General features: G+C 56.6%; 16 protein-coding genes and 1 CRISPR repeat array (1 of these 17 running past the window's edge). Of the genes, 10 read left to right on the top strand and 6 right to left on the bottom strand.

Annotated features, from left to right (window positions below):
• Positions 1-2133: a CRISPR direct-repeat array (repeat unit 28 nt; unit sequence GTCGTCCCCACGCCCGTGGGGGTGTTTC); it reaches 885 nt to the left of the window's first position.
• Positions 2134-2139: 6 nt separating this feature from the next.
• Positions 2140-2898 carry a LysR substrate-binding domain-containing protein gene (locus tag WG929_RS10545; RefSeq protein ID WP_435873317.1) on the top strand — a complete coding sequence of 253 codons (759 nt, stop codon included), beginning with the start codon at positions 2140-2142 and terminating at the stop codon, positions 2896-2898.
• Between the two features lie 730 nt (positions 2899-3628).
• On the opposite strand, the gene WG929_RS10540 is transcribed toward WG929_RS10545, so the two are convergent.
• Entirely contained in the window at positions 3629-4435 is an 807-nt protein-coding gene (locus WG929_RS10540; protein WP_416205981.1) for a helix-turn-helix transcriptional regulator, read from the bottom strand.
• A 222-nt stretch (positions 4436-4657) separates the two neighbouring features.
• Between WG929_RS10540 and WG929_RS10535 the strand changes: the two genes are divergently transcribed.
• From WG929_RS10535 to WG929_RS10505, 7 genes are all read left to right on the top strand, one after another.
• Positions 4658-5776 carry an ABC transporter ATP-binding protein gene (locus WG929_RS10535; protein ID WP_416205980.1) on the top strand — a complete coding sequence of 373 codons (1119 nt, stop codon included), beginning with the start codon at positions 4658-4660 and terminating at the stop codon, positions 5774-5776.
• Between the two features lie 3 nt (positions 5777-5779).
• Positions 5780-6676 (top strand): ABC transporter permease, encoded by an 897-nt coding sequence (locus WG929_RS10530; protein WP_369855838.1) that lies wholly within the window; start codon positions 5780-5782, stop codon positions 6674-6676.
• A gap of 24 nt (positions 6677-6700) precedes the next feature.
• Positions 6701-7510 (top strand): ABC transporter permease, encoded by an 810-nt coding sequence (locus WG929_RS10525; RefSeq protein ID WP_369855839.1) that lies wholly within the window; start codon positions 6701-6703, stop codon positions 7508-7510.
• Positions 7511-7567: 57 nt separating this feature from the next.
• Positions 7568-8629 carry an extracellular solute-binding protein gene (locus tag WG929_RS10520; RefSeq protein WP_416205979.1) on the top strand — a complete coding sequence of 354 codons (1062 nt, stop codon included), beginning with the start codon at positions 7568-7570 and terminating at the stop codon, positions 8627-8629.
• Between the two features lie 50 nt (positions 8630-8679).
• Positions 8680-9462 carry a carbon-nitrogen hydrolase family protein gene (locus tag WG929_RS10515; protein ID WP_416205978.1) on the top strand — a complete coding sequence of 261 codons (783 nt, stop codon included), beginning with the start codon at positions 8680-8682 and terminating at the stop codon, positions 9460-9462.
• A gap of 707 nt (positions 9463-10169) precedes the next feature.
• Positions 10170-10667 carry a xanthine phosphoribosyltransferase gene (gpt, locus tag WG929_RS10510; RefSeq protein ID WP_416205977.1) on the top strand — a complete coding sequence of 166 codons (498 nt, stop codon included), beginning with the start codon at positions 10170-10172 and terminating at the stop codon, positions 10665-10667.
• 392 nt (positions 10668-11059) lie between these two features.
• Positions 11060-11788, top strand: a complete 729-nt coding sequence (locus WG929_RS10505; RefSeq protein WP_369855843.1) for a hypothetical protein — start codon at positions 11060-11062, stop codon at positions 11786-11788.
• A gap of 81 nt (positions 11789-11869) precedes the next feature.
• On the opposite strand, the gene pip is transcribed toward WG929_RS10505, so the two are convergent.
• A complete protein-coding gene (gene pip / locus WG929_RS10500; protein ID WP_416205976.1) occupies positions 11870-12829 on the bottom strand; it encodes a prolyl aminopeptidase in 960 nt (319 codons plus the stop codon).
• Between the two features lie 427 nt (positions 12830-13256).
• Here pip and WG929_RS10495 point away from each other — a divergent pair, with 427 nt between their 5' ends.
• Positions 13257-14651: a uracil-xanthine permease family protein gene (locus WG929_RS10495; RefSeq protein WP_416205975.1), complete on the top strand. Its 1395-nt coding sequence runs from the start codon at positions 13257-13259 to the stop codon at positions 14649-14651.
• Between the two features lie 128 nt (positions 14652-14779).
• Positions 14780-15427, top strand: coding sequence for a TetR/AcrR family transcriptional regulator (locus WG929_RS10490; protein ID WP_369855846.1), 648 nt, complete (start codon positions 14780-14782; stop codon positions 15425-15427).
• A gap of 251 nt (positions 15428-15678) precedes the next feature.
• On the opposite strand, the gene WG929_RS10485 is transcribed toward WG929_RS10490, so the two are convergent.
• The 4 genes from WG929_RS10485 to WG929_RS10470 form a co-directional block, all read right to left on the bottom strand.
• Positions 15679-16005: a DMT family transporter gene (locus WG929_RS10485; RefSeq protein ID WP_369855847.1), complete on the bottom strand. Its 327-nt coding sequence runs from the start codon at positions 16003-16005 to the stop codon at positions 15679-15681.
• Between the two features lie 125 nt (positions 16006-16130).
• Entirely contained in the window at positions 16131-16856 is a 726-nt protein-coding gene (locus WG929_RS10480; RefSeq protein ID WP_416205974.1) for a hypothetical protein, read from the bottom strand.
• Between the two features lie 193 nt (positions 16857-17049).
• Complete coding sequence (locus tag WG929_RS10475) at positions 17050-20103, bottom strand: 2Fe-2S iron-sulfur cluster-binding protein (protein ID WP_416205973.1); 3054 nt, start codon at positions 20101-20103, stop codon at positions 17050-17052.
• The gene (locus WG929_RS10470; RefSeq protein ID WP_369855850.1) at positions 20103-20393 is read right to left on the bottom strand and encodes a sarcosine oxidase subunit delta; all 291 of its coding nucleotides are present in this window, start codon (positions 20391-20393) and stop codon (positions 20103-20105) included. The genes WG929_RS10475 and WG929_RS10470 overlap by 1 nt, the downstream gene beginning before the upstream one ends.
• Positions 20394-20463 lie beyond the last annotated feature (70 nt).

The following is a 20463-nucleotide window of genomic DNA, read 5'->3' as shown; positions in this document are numbered from 1 at the left end:
GGTCAGCGTTTTGATACTGTTTTTGATCCTGGTCGTCCCCACGCCCGTGGGGGTGTTTCTAGGTCAGCGTTTTGATACTGTTTTTGATCCTGGTCGTCCCCACGCCCGTGGGGGTGTTTCTTTCTGACGCTGTTGGGTCTTCAGCCTCAACCCGTCGTCCCCACGCCCGTGGGGGTGTTTCTCGCGGACTCTCAATGCGTCCGCGCTCAACTTGGTCGTCCCCACGCCCGTGGGGGTGTTTCTATTTACCGTGGCGATGCCCGGTATTTAGCATCGTCGTCCCCACGCCCGTGGGGGTGTTTCTCTCGATGGTCACCCTGATTTTTTGTATAAGCGGTCGTCCCCACGCCCGTGGGGGTGTTTCCGTCATCGGTGACATTGACGCCAGAGCGGCCCAGTCGTCCCCACGCCCGTGGGGGTGTTTCTTGGACAAACGCCGGATACTCTCACCACGGCTGGTCGTCCCCACGCCCGTGGGGGTGTTTCTATATGCAGACTGGCTGCCACCTGGGTTTAATGGTCGTCCCCACGCCCGTGGGGGTGTTTCTGTATAGCGTGACAGGTATGCAGTGGTTGATCCGTCGTCCCCACGCCCGTGGGGGTGTTTCTTTTGCTGACCTCTACCCCTGGGTTGAGTACGGGTCGTCCCCACGCCCGTGGGGGTGTTTCTGTATGACTCCTTCAGAACAGTGTAAGGCTGCCGTCGTCCCCACGCCCGTGGGGGTGTTTCTGGCGTAATTATCGACGACTGGGGCCAGACTGAGTCGTCCCCACGCCCGTGGGGGTGTTTCTTTAATGGCTGGACAGCCAGTAAGGGCGGGTTGGTCGTCCCCACGCCCGTGGGGGTGTTTCTGTCTTGCTCGGTTGCTGTGTTTGAAGCCATCAGTCGTCCCCACGCCCGTGGGGGTGTTTCTGAGTTCCTTCAAGAATGTTCAAATGGTGATTGGTCGTCCCCACGCCCGTGGGGGTGTTTCTATATCTGTAGATTTTTCACGTGTTTTGTGACGGTCGTCCCCACGCCCGTGGGGGTGTTTCGGCTATCACCTGTATTGCGGCAAACTGAACCAGGTCGTCCCCACGCCCGTGGGGGTGTTTCCCCCGTGTTTACTACGCACCACATTGTCATTCGGTCGTCCCCACGCCCGTGGGGGTGTTTCCGATATGCTGGCCGAAGGCGCGCCCATGGTCGAGTCGTCCCCACGCCCGTGGGGGTGTTTCTGCCATGGCTTGGCAAGGTAAACTACTCCACTGGTCGTCCCCACGCCCGTGGGGGTGTTTCCTGATGTTATTTGGCTCCATGTCCTCTGTTCGTGTCGTCCCCACGCCCGTGGGGGTGTTTCCCCACAAGCCAAACTGAAACTCAGCGCCGAAGCGTCGTCCCCACGCCCGTGGGGGTGTTTCCGCCATACACCGCCGCGGTAGACATCAGCGTCGGTCGTCCCCACGCCCGTGGGGGTGTTTCCAGCCTGACCCTGCCGCTGACCCTGAGTCATCGGTCGTCCCCACGCCCGTGGGGGTGTTTCCCCCATGACCAACACTCCCTATTTCACCCTGTTGTCGTCCCCACGCCCGTGGGGGTGTTTCTTGAGCAACATGTTCGGCTCCATCCAGTACGGAGTCGTCCCCACGCCCGTGGGGGTGTTTCCGGCACGATTGAGGAACTGGCAGCGAATGTCGAGTCGTCCCCACGCCCGTGGGGGTGTTTCTACTGCCAAGTCCTGGTACTGACGTTGCCGATGGTCGTCCCCACGCCCGTGGGGGTGTTTCTTTTTCAACCTGTTCCGCCAGCGCCGCTTTGTCGTCGTCCCCACGCCCGTGGGGGTGTTTCCCATAGAAATTACCGTCGACAGGGGAGCCAGTTGTCGTCCCCACGCCCGTGGGGGTGTTTCGCCGTTCATGTGTCTGTATTCATGGGTGAAGTCGTCGTCCCCACGCCCGTGGGGGTGTTTCTGCGTTCGGCAGCGCCAACGGTGGCACCCGACTGTCGTCCCCACGCCCGTGGGGGTGTTTCTGCGTTCGGCAGCGCCAACGGTGGCACCCGACTGTCGTCCCCACGCCCGTGGGGGTGTTTCTGCCAGGGCTTTAGATATAATTTTTTCAGTGTGGTCGTCCCCACGCCCGTGGGGGTGTTTCGGCTCCGTGAGGTTCGTCTGGCTGAGCGGCTGGGTCGTCCCCACGCCCCGTGCGCTGGCAATGCTGCCAGACGTCAAAGCCATCCTGAAACAGTTGGAACTGACCCTGGCCCCACCCAAACAATTTGAACCGGCCCACAGCCAGCGGGTATTCACCATTGCTGCCACCGACTACTTTGAAGCAGTGGTACTGCCAGACATGATGCCGATGCTGCAACAGCAAGCACCCGGAGTCATCTTTGATCTGGAAATGATCGGCCCGCACGCCTCACTGGAACGACTGGAAAATGGCACAGTCGACCTGGTGATCGGCCTGGATGAAAACCTCACCGTGCCCGCCCACCTGCTGCGGCAGCCCTGGCTGACCGAACAACTGGTCTGCCTGGTGGGCACCCGTTTCGACGACATCCCCGCACAGCTCACCCTCGATCAGTACCTGGATTTTCCCCACGTGGTGATGCTGGACCAGACTGATACCAGCACCAATGGCATCGATCGCTGGCTGGCGGGCCAACAGCGACAACGCCAGCGCATGGCACAAATGATCAACTACCTCGCCGCCGCCCGTTTGGTTGCCGAACGCCGGGCTTTATTAACCCTGCCGCGTCGCATGGCCGAACTGTTTTGTCATTGGTTACCGGTGCGCACAGTGGAAGGACCAGACGATATGCCCAACTGGGAAATGACACTGATACAACACCCGCTACACGTACAAGACCCGGCCCTGCAGTGGCTGATAGAGCAAGTTGTCAGCGCCAAACCGTAAGCGGGGAAACACCATGCTGCCGCCAGAGAGGGCCGCTGTGCCCGCCAAGTGGCGTTGATAACAACGCTATCTTTCCACCTGGGAGGGCCGGGCCGCCGTGCCCGCCAATGGCGCTGATAACAACGCTAGGTTGCTGGCGAGCGTGGCAGCTCGCGCTCCCGGAATCGAAGTCCGCCAACGGCATTGAGTTAATTTGCATTGGGAGGGCCGGGCCGCCGGGCCCGCCAAGTGGCATTGAGAACAACGCTATATTTCCTCCTGGGAGGGCCGGGCCGCCGTGCCCGCCAATAGCGTTGATAACAACGCCAGGTTGCTGGCGAGCGTGGCAGCTCGCGCTCCCGGAATCGAAGTCCGCCAACGGCATTGAGTTAATTTGCATTGGGAGGGCCGCCGTGCCCGCCAAGTGGCGCTGATAACAACGCCAATCTATTGGCGAGCGTGGCAGCTCGCGCCCCCGGAATCGATGTCCGCCAACGGCATTGAGTTAATTCGCATTGGGAGGGCCGGGCCGCCGTGCCCGCCAACGGCATTGATAACAACGCCAGGTTGCTGGCGAGCGTGGCAGCTCGCGCCCCCGGAATCGATGTCCGCCAACGGCGTTGAGTTAATTTGCATTGGGAGGGCCGGGCCGCCGGGCCCGCCAATGGCGCTGATAACAACGCCAGCTCGCGCTCCTGGAATCGAAGCCCGCCAATGGCGTTGACGCTTACACCAGAACGTACTTGCGCTCTCAAGCGCCGTTAAGTCCACTAAACAACGGCATCATCAACGCAAACAATTCTGCCTGCGAGCTGATATTGCATTTGCTGTACAGCTGACGGCGGAAAACCTTGACCGTCTCTCGGCTGATACCCAAATGCAACGAAATGGATAACGATGAGTGGCCTTGCAAGATATACATGGCCACTTCGGCCTGACGGCCACTCAGCCGAATATCATGCTGTTGCTTCAGTGCTTCTCGTAATCGTTCGGTCACCGGTAGCTGGTGCTCAGTGGAAAATTCACTGGGGACATAACCCTGCCAATGCAGTTCGCACAAGGTCGTCAGCACATGTTCATATTGTTTGATGGCGGCAAAATCCTGCTGCGAATACAGCTGGTTGCTGCTGCCATCGCGACCAAAGCAGGCAGTAAGGGTGGTATCGCTGCCAAGGCGGGCAAACACGGCGATTTCATCCACCAGCGTGGTGCTCTGGTAGTACTCGCGAAAATAACTGGTTTGCCGAAACTGGTCTGGTGCCAGCTCAAATAACCGGTGTACGCCCGCTTGCAAGCCATTGAGATGCGCCTGGTAGTAAGGATCGAGCAGGTAGGCCGCTTTCAGGTAATGGGAATCCATCGTCAGATACACCACCGGATTGCGACATTCGCGGTAAAAATCCACCGGATTATGGTGCTTGTGATACGCCAGAATAATCAGATTATCGAACGGCATCAGCTGCCGGACGCAATGGCTGAACGCTTCGGCAAATTCTGGCTGCCCCACCGCCCGGATAGCGTGCGCCAAGGCTCGGTCTACATTGCTCTGCTTGTCCATAGGCTACTCGTGTTGCTGTCACTCACGGAAGTTTTCACAGATCTTGCCACGGATGCAGCCGATCAGGTTATTTCAAAAAACACATACCACACCAGGGTTATATACCCCTCCAATCAAGCCAAATAGACTCTAATCCATATTACGAGGGGTATCAATCAACGTATTTATGCGCTGTCCTCTACCCGCCGTTCAGCCAACGTTCTAACCACTGGAGATCTGGCGGTGCCAAACGCAGCGATTTCAATCCAACAGGTTGCCAAGCATTTTGGTGACTTCCAGGCACTCAAAACTGTGTCACTTGAGATTCAGGAAGGTGAGTTTTTCACGCTGCTGGGGCCATCCGGCTGTGGCAAAACCACGCTGCTGAAATTGCTGGGTGGCTTTGAACAAACCAGCGCCGGGCGGATTTTTCTGTTTGATCAGGAAATCGAGCAACTGCCTGCCAATCAGCGCCCGATCAACACCGTATTTCAGCAATATGCCCTGTTTCCTCACATGAGCATTCACGAGAACGTGCAGTTCGGCATGAAAATGCAGGGCATCAAGAAAAAGATCCGCGAACAGCGCGCCACCGAGATGCTGGAACTGGTGCAACTGGGCCGTTTTGCCCAGCGCAAGCCCACGGAGTTGTCCGGTGGCCAGCAGCAACGCGTCGCTCTGGCGCGGGCACTGGCTCCAAAACCAAAAGTACTGTTACTGGATGAGCCGTTGTCGGCTCTGGATCTCAAGTTGCGCCAGTCCATGCGCATCGAACTGAAGCGGATTCAGCAAGAAACCGGCATCACCTTCGTCTTTGTTACCCACGATCAGGAAGAGGCACTGACCATGTCTGACCGCATTGCGGTGATGTCAGCCGGAGAATTACAGCAAGTCGGCAGCCCGCGCACCATTTACGAAGAACCAGCCAATCGTTTTGTCGCCAATTTTATCGGTGAAACCAATCTGCTGCAGGTACAAACAGACGCTGTGGATACACAACGCCAGGTCGCCCGTGTGCATTTATTAGCGGCCAACAAGGCGACAGCCTGCGCCCCTGCCAGCCCTTTTTACATCGACTGCCCCACCATTGATGCCCTCTCGCCTGGTCAGCCTGCCTGGCTCTCCATCCGCCCGGAACGGCTGTCGCTAATGGCGGAGTCTCCGCACAGCGACGGACTGGCAGGCACCATCAGCCAGGTGATCTACATGGGCACCGATACCCAATATGTCGTCCAGCTGGACATTGGCCATGAGCTGTCGGCCCGGATCCAGAATATGGCGTCACAGACTCAGCCGCTGCAGTCAGGACAACGGGTACAGGTCTCGCTGGATGAACAGGCCGTGCGCCTGTTGGTGGCCTGATCCATGCGCTTTTTTCCTTCACCACTGCTGCAACATACCGGCTTCCGCCGCAGCCTGCTGCTTTCCCCGGCCATGCTGATGATCGGTTTTTTTCTGATCCTGCCACTGCTGATGATACTGGTCTTTTCGTTTTTACAGCCCGGCACCTATGGCGGTGTGATCTGGCAGTTTTCTCTTGATGCCTACCAACAGTTCCTGTTTGAAGAAGATTTTCTCAGTGGTGAACTGGTGTTTACCAGTGCCTATCTGGAGATTTTTTCCACCTCGCTGCTACAAGCCTGTATTGCCACCCTGAGCTGCCTGTTGGTCGGTTTGCCAACCGCCTATTTTATCGCCACCCGACCGCCATCCAGCCGTGGACTCTGGCTGTTTGCTATCACGATCCCCTACTGGGTCAACCTGTTGATTCGCACGGTATCGATGCTGTTTATCATCCGTGATCAGGGGCCATTAAATGAATTATTACTGGCACTGGGCTGGATTAGCGAACCTCTGCAGCTGGCCTACACCCCGTTTGCCGTGGCGCTCGGGCTGTTCTACTCCTATTTGCCCTTTATGGTGCTGCCGGTTTACGCCGCCATCGAGCGTTTCGATTTCTCACTGCTGAACGCCGCCCATGATCTGTATGCCAGCCGTTGGGCAGCGCTGCGCCATGTCCTGATTCCCGGTGTTCGGGGCGGCATCATCGCTGGCTGTTTACTGGTGTTTATACCCTCACTCGGGGCCTTTATTGCACCGGACGTTCTCGGGGGCGGCAAGCAACTGATGATCGGCAACCTCATTGCCTTGCAGTTTCAGGGTTCCCGCAACTGGCCGTTCGGGGCTGCCGCAGCGGTGATTTTGCTCACCATCGTCCTGACCCTGTTACTGATATTTGCCCAGCGCAACCGTCGCTCCTGAACCGTCGTTTCTGAAGGTGCCACCATGACTGTAAAGATGAACATGAATATCCAACATTATCCGGGCGCCCGAGCCATCACCCTGGGCTGTCTGTTTGTGCTGTACGCCCCATTGGTGGTGATCAGTATCTATTCCTTTAACTCGTTACGCTCCATCACCACCTGGGGTGGTTTTACATTCGACTGGTACATCAAGGCATTCAACAACCCCAGCATCCAGAGCGCGACTGTCAATTCCCTCAGCATTGCCCTGACGGCGTCCTGTATTGCCACGGCCATTGCAACCTGTGCCGCCATGGCCTTGTTACGGGGCGGCCCCTTTCGCGGGCAGACGGCACTGTTTGGCGTGCTGAATCTGCCGCTGATGATTCCCGAAATAGTCACCGCCGTGGCCAGCCTGGTGTTTTTTATTGCCATAGATATGACCCTCGGCCTGGGTTCCATCCTGATCGCCCACACCGTGTTCTGTATTCCCTTTGCCTACCTGCCCATTTCTGCGCGCCTGAACAGCATCAGCCAGCAATACGATGACGCTGCCCGCGATCTGTACGCCAGCCGCTGGGCCAGCTTCCGCTATGTCACCCTGCCCATGCTGATGCCCGGCGTGATCTCGGGCCTGATGCTGGCATTTATTGTCTCGATGGACGATTTCATCGTTGCCAACATGGTTGCCGGCCCCGGTGCCACCACCCTGCCAATGACCATTTACAGCCTGGTGCGCATTGGCTTTACCCCGGAAATCAATGCCGTATCCACCCTGCTACTGCTGTTGTCGATGCTCTGCGTCGGCAGCTCCTGGTTACTGAACCGGGCAGACCACAACACCAAGTCCTGATTGCCAAACCCTAACGCCCGATAGCCTAAATGCCTACTTCCGAAAGCGGAGATCGCCATGCAAACCCCAAAACGCACGTCCCTGTTCCACACCCTGAAGCACCAGCTACTGGTACTGACGGCCGGCCTGGCACTTTCCGGCAGCGTCCATGCTGCCGGAGAACTGCACCTCTACAACTGGTCCGACTACATGCCGCAAGCCATGCTGGACAAGTTTGCCGCCCGTTACGACGTCAAAGTGACTCAGGATACCTATGACAGTAACGAAACCCTGCTGGCCAAACTCAAGTCAGGTGTGGCTGGATATGACCTTGCAGTACCGGGTGACTACATGGTCGCCATTATGATCAAGGAAGGATTGCTGGAAAACATACACGCCAACCAGCTGGAGAATTTCCATTACATCAAACCGGATCTGATCGATGTCTATTTCGATCCAGGTCGCGACTACTCCATTCCCTACCAGTTTGGCACCACCGCCTTTATGGTCGATACCGCCGTATACGATGGCGACATCAACACACTCGACATCCTGTTTAATCCGCCAGCGGCGCTCAAAGGCAAAATCAACATGTTCCGCGACGTCAACGACGTCATCAATGCCGCGCTGCGCTACAAGGGCTACGCGACCTGCAACAGCAACCGCCAACAACTGAACGACGTTAACGACCTGTTATTGGCCTCGCGCCAGAACTGGCTCAGCATCATGTCCGATGGCGCTCGCGAAATGCTGGTCTCCGGCGACGCCGCAGTCTCCATGATCTGGAATGGCATGGGTCTGCGCGCCCGGATGGAAAAACCGACCCTGCAATACGCCTACCCGAAACAAGGCCTGACCGCCTGGGCCGATAACCTGGTCGTACTCAAGGGTGCCCCCAACCTGGACAATGCCAAGCTGTTCATGAACTTCCTGCTGCAGCCGGAAAATGCCGCCGCGCTGACCAACTTTGCAGGCTATACCGCCGGTGTGACCGGCACCGAACCCTATCTCGACAGCCAGCTGAAAGGGGCCTTGGAACTCAACCCACCCGCCGGTGCAGCCCCAGCGACCTTTGTTCCCCCATGCAGCCCGGACGTTGTACGCCTGTACGACCGAATCTGGACCAACCTGCTGAAATAATCTCGATACGGCAACGGACTTTGGTGCGTTGCCTCACTAAGGACACCGTCTTGAACATCCTCATCTATCAGGGAAGCGCCGTCGCAGCCAACAAGGCAGCCAACCTGGCGCAAGTGCAACGAATCAGCCACAGCGCCAGCCTGCTGGGTGCCGATGCCGTGGTATTTCCAGAACTGTTTACCACCGGCTACAACCTCGGGGCACAACTCCACGACCTGGCGGAGCCGCTGCAAGGCGACAGCTTTCACCAACTGGCCGACATGGCCCGCCGCTATCAGCTGTCGATCATTATTGGTTTACCCGAAACCGACGCAGGCAAACTCTACAACAGCGCCATCGTCATCGATAAGCAAGGCCAACTGGCCGGGCATCACCGCAAAGTATTCCTGTTTGGCAACCAGGAAAAACAACTGTTTACCGCAGGCACCCGCTTCCAGACCTTTGAACTCTGCGGACACACCTGTGGCCTGTCGATTTGTTACGACATCGAATTTCCGGAAAGCACCCGCACCCTTGCCCAACAAGGTGCCAAACTGCTGTTCAACCCCACCGCCAACATGACGCCCTACTACCAGGTACCCAACACCCTGGCACGAGCCAGAGCACTGGAAAACGGCCTGACCGTGGTATACGCCAACCTCTGCGGCCAGGAAGGAGACCTGCACTACACCGGACAAAGTGCCCTTATCGCCCCCGATGGCACCGACATCGCCCGTGCCGGAAACGACCCCTGCCTGCTGATGGCAGACGTATCCGCGTACCTGCAACAAGACAGCGGCCGCCGTTGGTCAACCCAACTGCAAGACCTGAAGGAATGGCAACAACACGGATAACTTACAACACTGCGCCTGGGGGGCCGCTGTGCCCGCCAATGGCATTGATAACAACGCTATATTTCCTCCTGGGAGGGCCGGGCCGCTGTGCCCGCCAAGTGGCGCTGATAACAACGCCAATCTATTGGCGAGCGTGGCAGCTCGCGCTCCCGGAATCGAAGTCCGCCAACGGCATTGAGTTAATTTGCATTGGGAGGGCCGGGCCGCTGTGCCCGCCAATGGCATTGATAACAACGCCAGGTTGCTGGCGAGCATGGCAGCTCGCGCTCCCGGAGTCGAAGTCCGCCAACGGCATTGAGTTAATTTGCATTGGGAGGGCCGGGCCGCTGTGCCCGCCAACGGCATTGATAACAACGCCAGGCTGTTGGCGAGCGTGGCAGCTCGCGCTCCCGGAATCGAAGTCCGCCAACGGCATTGAGTTAATTTGCATTGGGAGGGCCGGGCCGCTGTGCCCGCCAACGGCATTGATAACAACGCCAGGCTGTTGGCGAGTGGCAGCAAGGTGTTCGTAAACCATGCGGACAGCGAGTTGACGGACTTCAGAGGAGTACTTGTTGGATGTTCCATAAATCCATTATCCCAACGTTGGAACCTCCTCAAAACCCGGAGTGATTTATTCAATCCATCCCTTACCCTTGAACCAACCCACGCCTCCGAATAAAGTGACCACCCGGTCAGTTTTTGATATTAATCACAGGTGCTCGCTCATGTCCGATCAAACCTATTCCATGGATTACCCTGTCAGCTGGGAAGAGCTGCATCGTAATGCCCGCACGTTATCGTTACGTTTGCTGGATAAAGGCCCCTGGAAAGGGCTGATTGTAATTACCCGTGGTGGGTTGGTGCCTGCGGCGATTCTGGCGCGGGAGATGGATATTCGTTTGATCGATACGGTGTGTGTCACCAGCTACAAGAGTGCTGATGATTCGGCGACTCAATCGCTGCAAGGCGAGTTGCAAATTCTGAAGCGTGTCGAGGGTGACGGCGAAGGAATGCTGTTGATCGATGATCTGGTGGATACCGGCAAAACCGCCCGCTGTGTCCGTGAGATGTTGCCGAAGGCGCATTTCGCGACCATTTATGCCAAGCCTGCGGGCGTGCCTTTGGTGGATACTTTTATTACTGAAGTCAGCCAGGACACCTGGATTCGTTTTCCTTGGGATATGGAGTACACCTTTTCGACGCCGCTGGCGGAACGTCAATAAAACGAACGGCAACGGCTAATCTCCCAGCTGCTGCACTGCCCATCTGGCGTGGACTGTAATGCGAAGCGCCCTCTAACCTTCCCCAACACCCGTAGCGACCCAGATTGCAACATTTAGGTGCTTGTCTATTTGCCCTGCGCACTATCGGCAGGCATTTCATTGTGTGCGCCGTTGCAGGTAGCACAGCGTTGTCGCCCCGATAGCCTGCAAACATGGACTTTATAATAAAAATTAAATTTTCTGCCCAGTTGGTCAGGATTTTGCTTTTTCAGGAATTACTGTCCAAACGGTCAACTTATAAGGCCGGTGACAACATGCTGCAACAGAAGGCCCAACAAGCCCTGAAGTCAGCCAGACGATTCCTGAACTATTAATCTGAAAGAGAGAGTGTGATGAAAAAACAACTTCTAGCCTTGGCCGTTGTCGCCGCTACAACCATTCCTGCAGCACACGCCGAGCGTTACTTCGCTGACAACAGCATTTCGGTATTGATGGGGGGAGACTTCAAGATCGATTCTGCCGACTGGCCACAAACCGACAAGGACTACGGCCTGACGACTTACACCGTCGAGCACGTATCTGGCTACAGCTGGGGTGGCCTGTTCTTCTTTATGGATCGAGATCAGGGCGACGACCAATTCCGCGCCAGCTACAGCGAATTTTCACCCAAGTTTTTTCTGACCACCTTTGACGATAGCATCGTTAAAAATATCAATCTGGCCTTCACCCTTGAATCCGGTTCCACCTCATCAGGATTCAGCCAGGATAACTATCTGTACGGTATTGGTGCCGACCTGGCGATTCCAGGTATGAACTTCGCCAGCGCGACCTACTATTACTGCAAAAATGACAATGACACCGAAAGTGATCATCAGATCACTCTGACTTATGGCGCGTCCTGGGGGCAGGTTGATCTGGGCGGTTATATCGACTATTCCACTGGTGCGGAAGACCATAAAGCCAGCTTCAACTTCAATCCTCAGCTGACGTACAACGTTGGCCCGATGCTGGGTTACGACAACAAGATCAAGTTGGGTATCGAATACAGCGCGTGGCACAACAAGTACGGCACCGAGTTTGACGAGAACACTGTCAGCGCCTTGATCAAAGTACATATGTAACAGCAGCAAAACCGGGCGGTGCTGGCGAGCATGGAGGCTCGCCGCCTCTTCGTGAGCCTCAGCCGCCCCGGCTGGCGCCGGTTATTCCGCAAATCGATCCGTCGCCCGAATCAATTGATCCAGAATGCCCGGTTCGGTCATGGCGTGTCCGGCAGCTTCAACAATGTGTAATTCCGCATCCGGCCAGGCGTTAGCCAGCTGCCAGGCATATTTTAGCGGACATGGCATATCGAAGCGGCCATGGACGATAACAGCAGGTATACCGTGCAGCCTGCTGACGTCGCGCAGCAGTTGACCTTCGTCCATCCAGCCTTTGTTGATAAAAAAGTGGTTTTCAATGCGAGCGAAAGCCAGCGCGAATTGGTCACCGCCAAAGTCATCAACCAGGGACGGGTCTGGCAGCAGGGTAACGGTGCCGCCTTCCCATTGGCTCCAGGCTTTGGCGCAGGCAATTTTTTCAGCCTCGTTGTTACCTGTCAGGCGCTGGTGATAGGCCAGCATCATGTTGTTGCGTTCATCTGCAGGGATCGGAGCAACAAAGCGTTCAAATTTTTCCGGATGCATTTCCGACACGCCGTACTGGTAATACCAGTCGAGTTCCGCCTGGGTGAGGGTGTAGATGCCGCGTAATACCAGCTCGCTGACGTGCTGCGGGTGGGTTTCGGCATACGCCAGTGCCAGTGTCGAACCCCAGCTGCCGCCAAACACCAGCCATTTATCCACACCACACAATGCTCGCAGCCGTTCGATGTCGGCAACCAGATGCCAGGTAGTGTTGGCATCCAGACAGGCGTGAGGAGTGGAGCGTCCGCAGCCGCGCTGGTCGAACAGCAGTACATCGTATTTGCCTGGATCAAACACCTGACGATGGTTGTGACTACAGCCCCCACCCGGCCCGCCGTGCAAAAATACCGCTGGCTTCGCGCCGGGTGTGCCAACCCGTTCCCAGTAAATCTGATGGCCATCGCCGACATCGAGCATGCCGGAGTCGTAAGGTTCGATCGCAGGGTAGTCGCTGCGGAGCTCGGTGGTGTTGGCCATAATCTGATCCTGAACAGGCAATAATCGTGTTTGTTAGAGTACCACTGCCGCACAGCTTATGAGCAAGCCCACCAAATACCAATTTGCAGGCAATGTCTTTGGCTCGGCCCCAAGCCCACTTTCTGTGCGCTTTAGCGCTACGTGTCTCCTCTCAGGGCATGAGCGGTCACCTCTTGTGGCTTGCAGACCAGCGGGAGGCCAGCGTTTTGTTCATAACGGGTTGTTTTTACGGCAATAAATGCTTTTCCCAAAGTTTTCTGACCGGTTGGCCAGTTTTTTGCTTTTACTCAGCAACTTGACCATACGGTCAGAAAAGAACATCAACAACTACGGCAATGGCGACCCGCCATACCCGCAAGCCTTGCACGCAGCCCTGTTCCTTCCAGTGACTGCCTGACTGACGACTACCATCCTCAGGGAGATAACCATGTCCGACCATCAACCTAATGACCTGCTGTATTCGCTGGATGCCAGACCCGGCGTGCTGGAGTCCAGCTTCGCTGCCATCCAGCACGTGTTGGCCAGTTTTGTCGGTATTATCACGCCCACGTTGATTGTCGGCGGCGTGCTGGGACTGGGTGAACATATTCCTTACCTGATCAGCATGTCGCTGATGGTGTCCGGGGTGGCAACCATTATTCAGGCGCGCCGCCCGTTCGGCATCGGTGCTGGCATGATCTGCGTGCAAGGCACCAGTTTTGCCTTTCTGAGTTCCGTGCTGGCAGCGGGTTTTATTGCCAAAGGGAAAGGTGGAGGCCCGGAAGAGATACTGGCGCTGATTTTTGGTGTCTGTTTTCTCGGAGCTTTTGTCGAAATTTTCCTCAGCCAGTTTTTGCACAAGCTGAAGTCCGTGATTACACCACTGGTCACCGGCATTGTAATTACCATCATTGGTATCAGCCTGATCAAGGTCGGTATGACCGATCTGGCGGGCGGCTTTAAAGCACCCGACTTTGGCAGTCCGGCCAACCTGGCGCTCGGTGGTCTGGTGCTGGTCAGTATTATTGCCCTGAACCGTTCTTCCAACAGCTGGATTCGTCTGTCTTCCATTGTGCTGGGGTTAGCCATTGGTTTTGTGGTCGCCGCCTTTATGGGCAAGATCAGTTTCACCAACCTGGCAAGCCTGCCTGCCTTCAGTATTCCAGTGCCTTTTAAATACGGCTTCTCGTTCGACTGGACGGCATTTGCACCGATCGCCCTGATTTACCTGATCACGGCCATTGAATCCACCGGCGACATTACTGCCAACTGCATTGTGTCGCGCCAGCCCATCAAGGGCGATAGCTACATCAGCCGGGTGAAAGGTGGCGTATTGGCCGACGGTCTCAACTCCATGCTGGCCGCCCTGTTCAACAGCATGCCCAATACCACCTTCAGCCAGAACAACGGCGTGATTCAACTGACCGGCGTGGCCAGCCGTTATATCGGTTTCTACATTGGCGCTATGCTGTTTTTGCTGGGGCTGTTCCCGGTGATTGGCGGCATTCTGCAAAACATTCCCAAGCCGGTACTCGGCGGTGCAACGCTGGTGATGTTTGGTACGGTGGCAGCAGCCGGGGTAAAAATTCTCGCCACCGAAGCACTGGATCGTCGCAAAATGCTGATTATGGCGGTGTCGTTTGGTATGGGTCTGGGCGTGATCATGGTGCCGAACCTGCTGGCCGAAATGCCCAAGCTGGTGCAGAGCATCTTTGGTTCCGCCATCACCACTGGCGGCCTGGCGGCCATTATTCTGAGCCTGGTGCTGCCCGAAGGAAAAGTCGCCGAAGAAGGAGAGCCGGAAGAAAATCTGAACATGACAACCGACAGCGCCACCTCCTGATTCGCCAATACGAGTGTTAATAACCATCATTATTCAGGCCGCCTTCGGGCGGCTTTTTCAGCTCTGCCGCATTTCAGGCTACATTTCAGGCTACAATGCCGACACTTTCGACATAACCAGATGATCTCATGCCTTTAAACATCACCTCTCACAGCCATGAAAAACCCGCTGGCGATATCCGTCAACGTAACGAGAAAGTGATCCTGGCTGCCGCAGAGCAAGAATTTGCCGCCTTCGGCTTCAAGGGTGCCAGCATGCGCGAAATTGCCAAACGTGCAGATCTGCCCAAAGCCAATATTCACTATTATTTCAAAAACAAATTGGGCCTGTACCTGGCAGTATTAAGCGACATTATCGACCTCTGGGACGGCACTTTCAGCAAGATGACCGCAGACGACAACCCCGCTGAATCCCTGCTTCACTACATTCGCAAGAAAATCGAGTTTTCCTGCCAGCACCCATTGGCATCCAGAATTTTCGCCACCGAAATCATCAGTGGCGGCCCCAATCTCGACGGCTACTTCAGCGACGGCTATGTGGAGTGGTTTGAATCACGGGTGGAAGTGTTTCGGGAGTGGCAGCGACGCGGCAAGATGGACGCCACGATCAACCCGGCGCATCTGATTTTCCTGCTGTGGTCGAGCACCCAGCACTACGCCGACTTTAACTTCCAGATTACTTCGGCGTTGAACAAACCCGAATTGGCACAGACGGATTTTGATGCCGCAGCAGAAACGCTGACGCATATTATTCTGAAAGGATGCGGGGTGGTGTGAACGGGCGGCGAGCGTCACTATTGAATGTTTTCGGGTGACATGTTTTCTGGCCCCCGCGCTCCTGAGGCTGTGCAAGTATTCGGGGGATTATGGCTGCCACGCTCCTGCGTGGTAGCCGGCGGCGTTATTGTCGATGACCGGCTAAATACATACCGGTCGTTACCACGCGGAGCATGGCAACGCGATAGGCCGAAGCACTAGCTATGAACCAGCACCTGTTTTACTCCAATACCCACGCCACACGGATGTCTTCACACGTGACCGCCATCCACCAGCTTCAACCCCACCACTCCGACCATAATCAGGCCGATGCAGGCCAGTCGCATCAGGCCACCCGGTTCTTGCATAAACAGGATGCCGACCAGCGCAATGGAGGCGGTGCCGATACCGGCCCAAACGGCATAGGCGGTACCCATCGGGATGGTGCGCATGGCCAGTGATAACATCGAAAGGCTGGCGATAATCAGCAGAACGGTGATCACCGATGGCCATAATTTCGAAAATCCATCGCTTTGTTTCAGTCCGATGGCCCACAAGCATTCAAGACCGCCCGCTATCAGTAAATAGATCCAACCCAAGGGGTCACTCCTGCTTTGTTAATCTTGATTATTGATTGTGGCCGCTGACCGCCTGAGTATCAGGGCGTCATCTAACATCTAACTAACGGCCTCTCGGGAACCGTTAATTTCCCCTAATACATCCTTTACCCTAATACATCCAGGCCCACGGCTCCGCCACCAAATTCCTGCACCGCGTCCATCAGAGCAGTCCAGAGGTAGTCGCTGGAGGCGACGTCACACAGAATCGATATTGCCGGTAAACCCTGGTAGCTCTGGCGCACCATAATGGCATTGATACGGGCGATCGAGGTCTGGGCAATAGTGCCTTCCGGAAAGACGGCTTCACGCATATCGACACCACAGAGCTTGGCCATCACGGCAGCCATGTGTTCACCGGTCAGCATCAGCCAGGCATGGGAGTCCATGCAAAACAGCGGGTAGCAGCGATCCGGTGTGTCCGACTGCTGGGTCGGCAATGCCATGATGGCAGCACCGAGATCGGTCGGGCTGCCCAGCAGCCAGTATTCTTTCTGGCTCAGGCGCAGTATGCAGTCACCGTTGGCACTGCTGGCTGCGGTGTTGGGACGCGCGGGAATCGGCATGCTGTTTTGGGCCAGCAAGTCGGTTGTGCTCACGCCGCGATAGCCGGTACGTGGCAGCATCGACAATTCCAGCAGACCGGCTTTGCGGGCGATATCAGCATCGTTCCTGGCGATCCGGGAGACCACGCAGGCAGCGGCAGCGGTCTTGACGCTGCTGGTGTCGGCGGTTGCAATAGCCGCCAGACGACGATAGTTACCGCTGCGGGCAATGTCAGCATCGGCCCAGTCAACGTGAGCGGGCGATGCGGTGTTGTACAGTTCAGACATTGTGTTGTCTCCTGCTGGGCGCAAACGCCCATGTTATTAATCTGTTTGAATCAAACCCTGTCGCATATGTCGCTGGCGTTTTCGGGGCAAGCCCTCTCCTGCCCATTTGGCCTCGTACAAAACCTGGCTTCCTGCAAAACCTGTCTTCGCGGGAAGTGGCTTGCCGCCGACAGGGGATTAGGGAGTGCCAGATTTACATAGCTTGACGGGCTTGCTCGGTATCGTAAAACGGCAGGGCCACCACTTCGGCCATGATCATTTCGCCATCTACACGAATCGGCAACTGGGTGCCGGGTTCACTCTGGTTCACGGCAGCGAAGGCCATGCCAATAATGGCACCCACCGTGGGTGAATATTCACAGGAGGTGACGTTGCCGGTGATATCGGCCATGCGCTCTGTCGTTGCCAGTACCAGGTGCCCTTCTTCTGGTTTTTTACCGCTTGCCATCAGGCTGGCTGGCAATTTGAAGCCCACCAGCTTGCGGGTTTGCAGCCGTTTCATCACGATATCGACCGCCCGGCAGCCATTGAAGTATGGCTTGTTTTTACTGACCGCCCATTCCAGCCCCAGCTCACCAGGATGGCTCATGCCGTCGGTGTCCTGGCTAATAATAATGTGGCCTTTTTCCAGTCGTAACAGACGCTGGGTTTCAACCCCAAAGGGTTTAATGTCGAAGGCGGCACCTGCGGCCATCAGGATGTCCCACAGGGCCTCGCCATAACGTGCCGGTACGTGAATCTCGTAACCCAACTCGCCGACAAAGCCAACTCGCAGCAAGCGCGCTGGTATGGTCTGTTGTTGGCCATCTGCTGACACTGCGCCAGGCACGTTGATGCTGCCTTCGCGGCAGGCCAGGTACGGGAAGCCTTCCTTGCTCAGATCCAGGTCGGTCAGCTGTTGCAGTACCTTGCGGCTGTCTGGCCCGGCCAGGTTAACGGCGGCAAAGGCCGAGGTGACGTTGGTGATATCCACATCCAGACGCCACTGCGTATTCCAGAAGGTCATCAAACGGTAGACCGCATCGACTCCGGTGGTGGTCGCGGTAACGTAGAAGCAGTCATCGGCAAAGCGACAGGCGACGCCATCGTCCACCACCACTCCCTGATCACTGGTAAGTACCGCATAGCGGGTTTTGCCCACCGGTTGCTTGAGAAAACCAAAGGTGTAAATACGGTTCATCAGCTCGGCGGCATCCGGCCCACGCAGTTCAATGCCACCGAGGGTGGAAACGTCGATCAGGCCGACGCGACTGCGTACATGCAGGGCTTCGGCTTCAATCGTGGCATTACGAAGCGCGCGGCTGCCGGGAATCAGCGGGCTGGCGTCACTGCCGCTTAACAAACTGCCTTGTGGTGGATAAAACGCTGGCCGCGCCCAGATACCCGCCGGGATCATTTTGGCACCCAGCGCCAGGTGACGATGGTGCATCGCGGTATGCCGATACGGGTCGAAACCACGTCCGGCCAGGAAGGCCAGTTTTTCTGGTGTCAGCGGCGGACGGGCAGTAGTGACACCGGTTTCGGTCACTGTCCGGCCGGTCGACTGAGCCACCAGTCGTGCCGTTGGCAGTGCCGAGTGGCGGCCCTGGGATGGCCCCATGCCCACGGTGGAAAAGCGTTTGACCAACTGTATGTCGCGGTAACCGAGACGAGTGGCGTTAACGATGTCCTTGCTTTGCAGGTCTTCGTCGTAATCCACAAAGTCTTTACCTTTGGGGTGCGGGAAAATCGGCCAGTCGTAGTTGACCTTGCGTGAGCACTCGACCACCTCGGGCTGGCTGGCGGGCGGATGGCCCAGCAGGGTTAACGCCGCTGCCGCAGCGTATTCGGCATCCTTGATCACGGCATTGATGCTGTGTTTGCCATTCACCGAACCGGCAATATGCAGGTGTTGTGGCAGCTGTCGAAGTGAAAATTCGGCTCGCGCTTCATCGTAACTGAGCTGGCCACCAGCCTGGCATAACAGCTGGTAGGCTGGCATATAGCCAGACGACATACAGACCAGATCACAGCGCAACAAGTCGCCTTCTGGCGCGACTCGTCCACGACCACGAATCACCCGGATTTCTACCGCTTCAACGTGATCTTTACCAAAGGCTTCATACAGGGTCTGGCCAAAACGCAACGCGATACCGGCCTGCTGGGCGCGGAAAATCAGGTTTTTGGTTTCGACCGAATCCGTGCCGGTCGGGTCATCGACGCCACCACGCATATCCACCAGCGCTTTTACCTCCACCCCTTGTGCGGCCAGCGCCAGGGCGGTCAGGTAACCATCGTCGTTGCCGGTGACTACCACGGCACTCTGGCCAGGTTTGATGGCGTAGAGTTTCATCATGCGCATGGCGGCGCTGCACATCACCACACCGGGCAGGTCGTTACCACGGAACACCACGTGTTGCTCGTAACTGCCGGTGGCCATGATGCATTCTTGTGCCCGAATCTTGAACAGCCGCTTGCCATGCAGAACCGGTAACCAGTTATCGACAAACCAGGCGTTGCAGATCGAGTCAGTCATCACGGTGATATTGGGGTGCTGTTCTACCTGGTGAACCAGCTGCTGACGCAGGGCTTCGGGATCGTCCAGATCACTGAAGTCGGCATAACTCAACGAACCGCCCAGCAGCGGTTGTTCTTCCAGTAGCAACACGTCCACCCCGGCGGCAGCAGCAGTCAGTGCCGCTGTCAGGCCAGCCGGGCCGGAACCTACCACCACCAGATCATGGAAGCGATAGGCCTTGTCGTAGTATTCCGGTTTGAAATCCAGATCGGCGATGCCCAGACCGGCTTTTTCACGAATCTGTTTTTCCCACCAGTCCCAGATGCCTTTCGGCTTGTAGAACGCCCGATAGTAAAAGCCCACCGGCATAAAGCGGCCAAAATGCCCAAGAATAGCGTCCTTGTCTTTCGCCAGCGTGCCGTTGACGTTCTGGCCAGTTACCTCCAGACCATCGATGGCGACCATTTTGTCTGCCAGCACATTGGGTTCACCCTGGATCTGCACCAGGCTGTTGGCATCGTGCGCCGACATCGTCAGCGGGCCTCGGGCACGGTGGTATTTGAACGACCGCGACCACAACCAATAGTTATTAGCCAGCAAGGCACTGCCAATGGTATCGCCCTTGTAGCCGGTCACACTCTGGCCTTCAAAACGGAACTGCACAGTCTGGCTGCGATCCAGCAGCAGGCCCATCGGCGCTGCCAGCCGCTGTGAGAGGGTAGTCGATGGTGTAGATGCAACGGAATTCATCAGCAAGTCTCCCCGTCAGGCGTTGACTCATCCGATGGCAATTCGGATGGATCGTAAGTACGTAAAATGTCATCGCTCACACGATGGCGCTCGGCGACAAACCAGTAACCCGATGGTGTGTGATACCACCATTCGCGGGCCACACCCGTGCCGTTGTAGGCGTAAAAGGTGTGTTCTGCCCAGGCTTTGTCGGGGGCAGATTCAACGCTTGGCAGTGGAGAAACGTCACCGCCATATACAAATTCGCTGATATTGCGTGGCCCGTTTAACGGGCAGGGCATGATTTTCATATCTCACCTATGTTGGCGAACGGTTGCCGAACGTCTGAGATCAGACGTCTGACGCCGATTAATACTGTGT

Source organism: Oceanobacter antarcticus (genome assembly GCF_044962685.1).
GTDB lineage: Bacteria > Pseudomonadota > Gammaproteobacteria > Pseudomonadales > Oceanobacteraceae > Oceanobacter > Oceanobacter antarcticus.
This window is presented reverse-complemented; position numbering and strand designations above follow the sequence as displayed.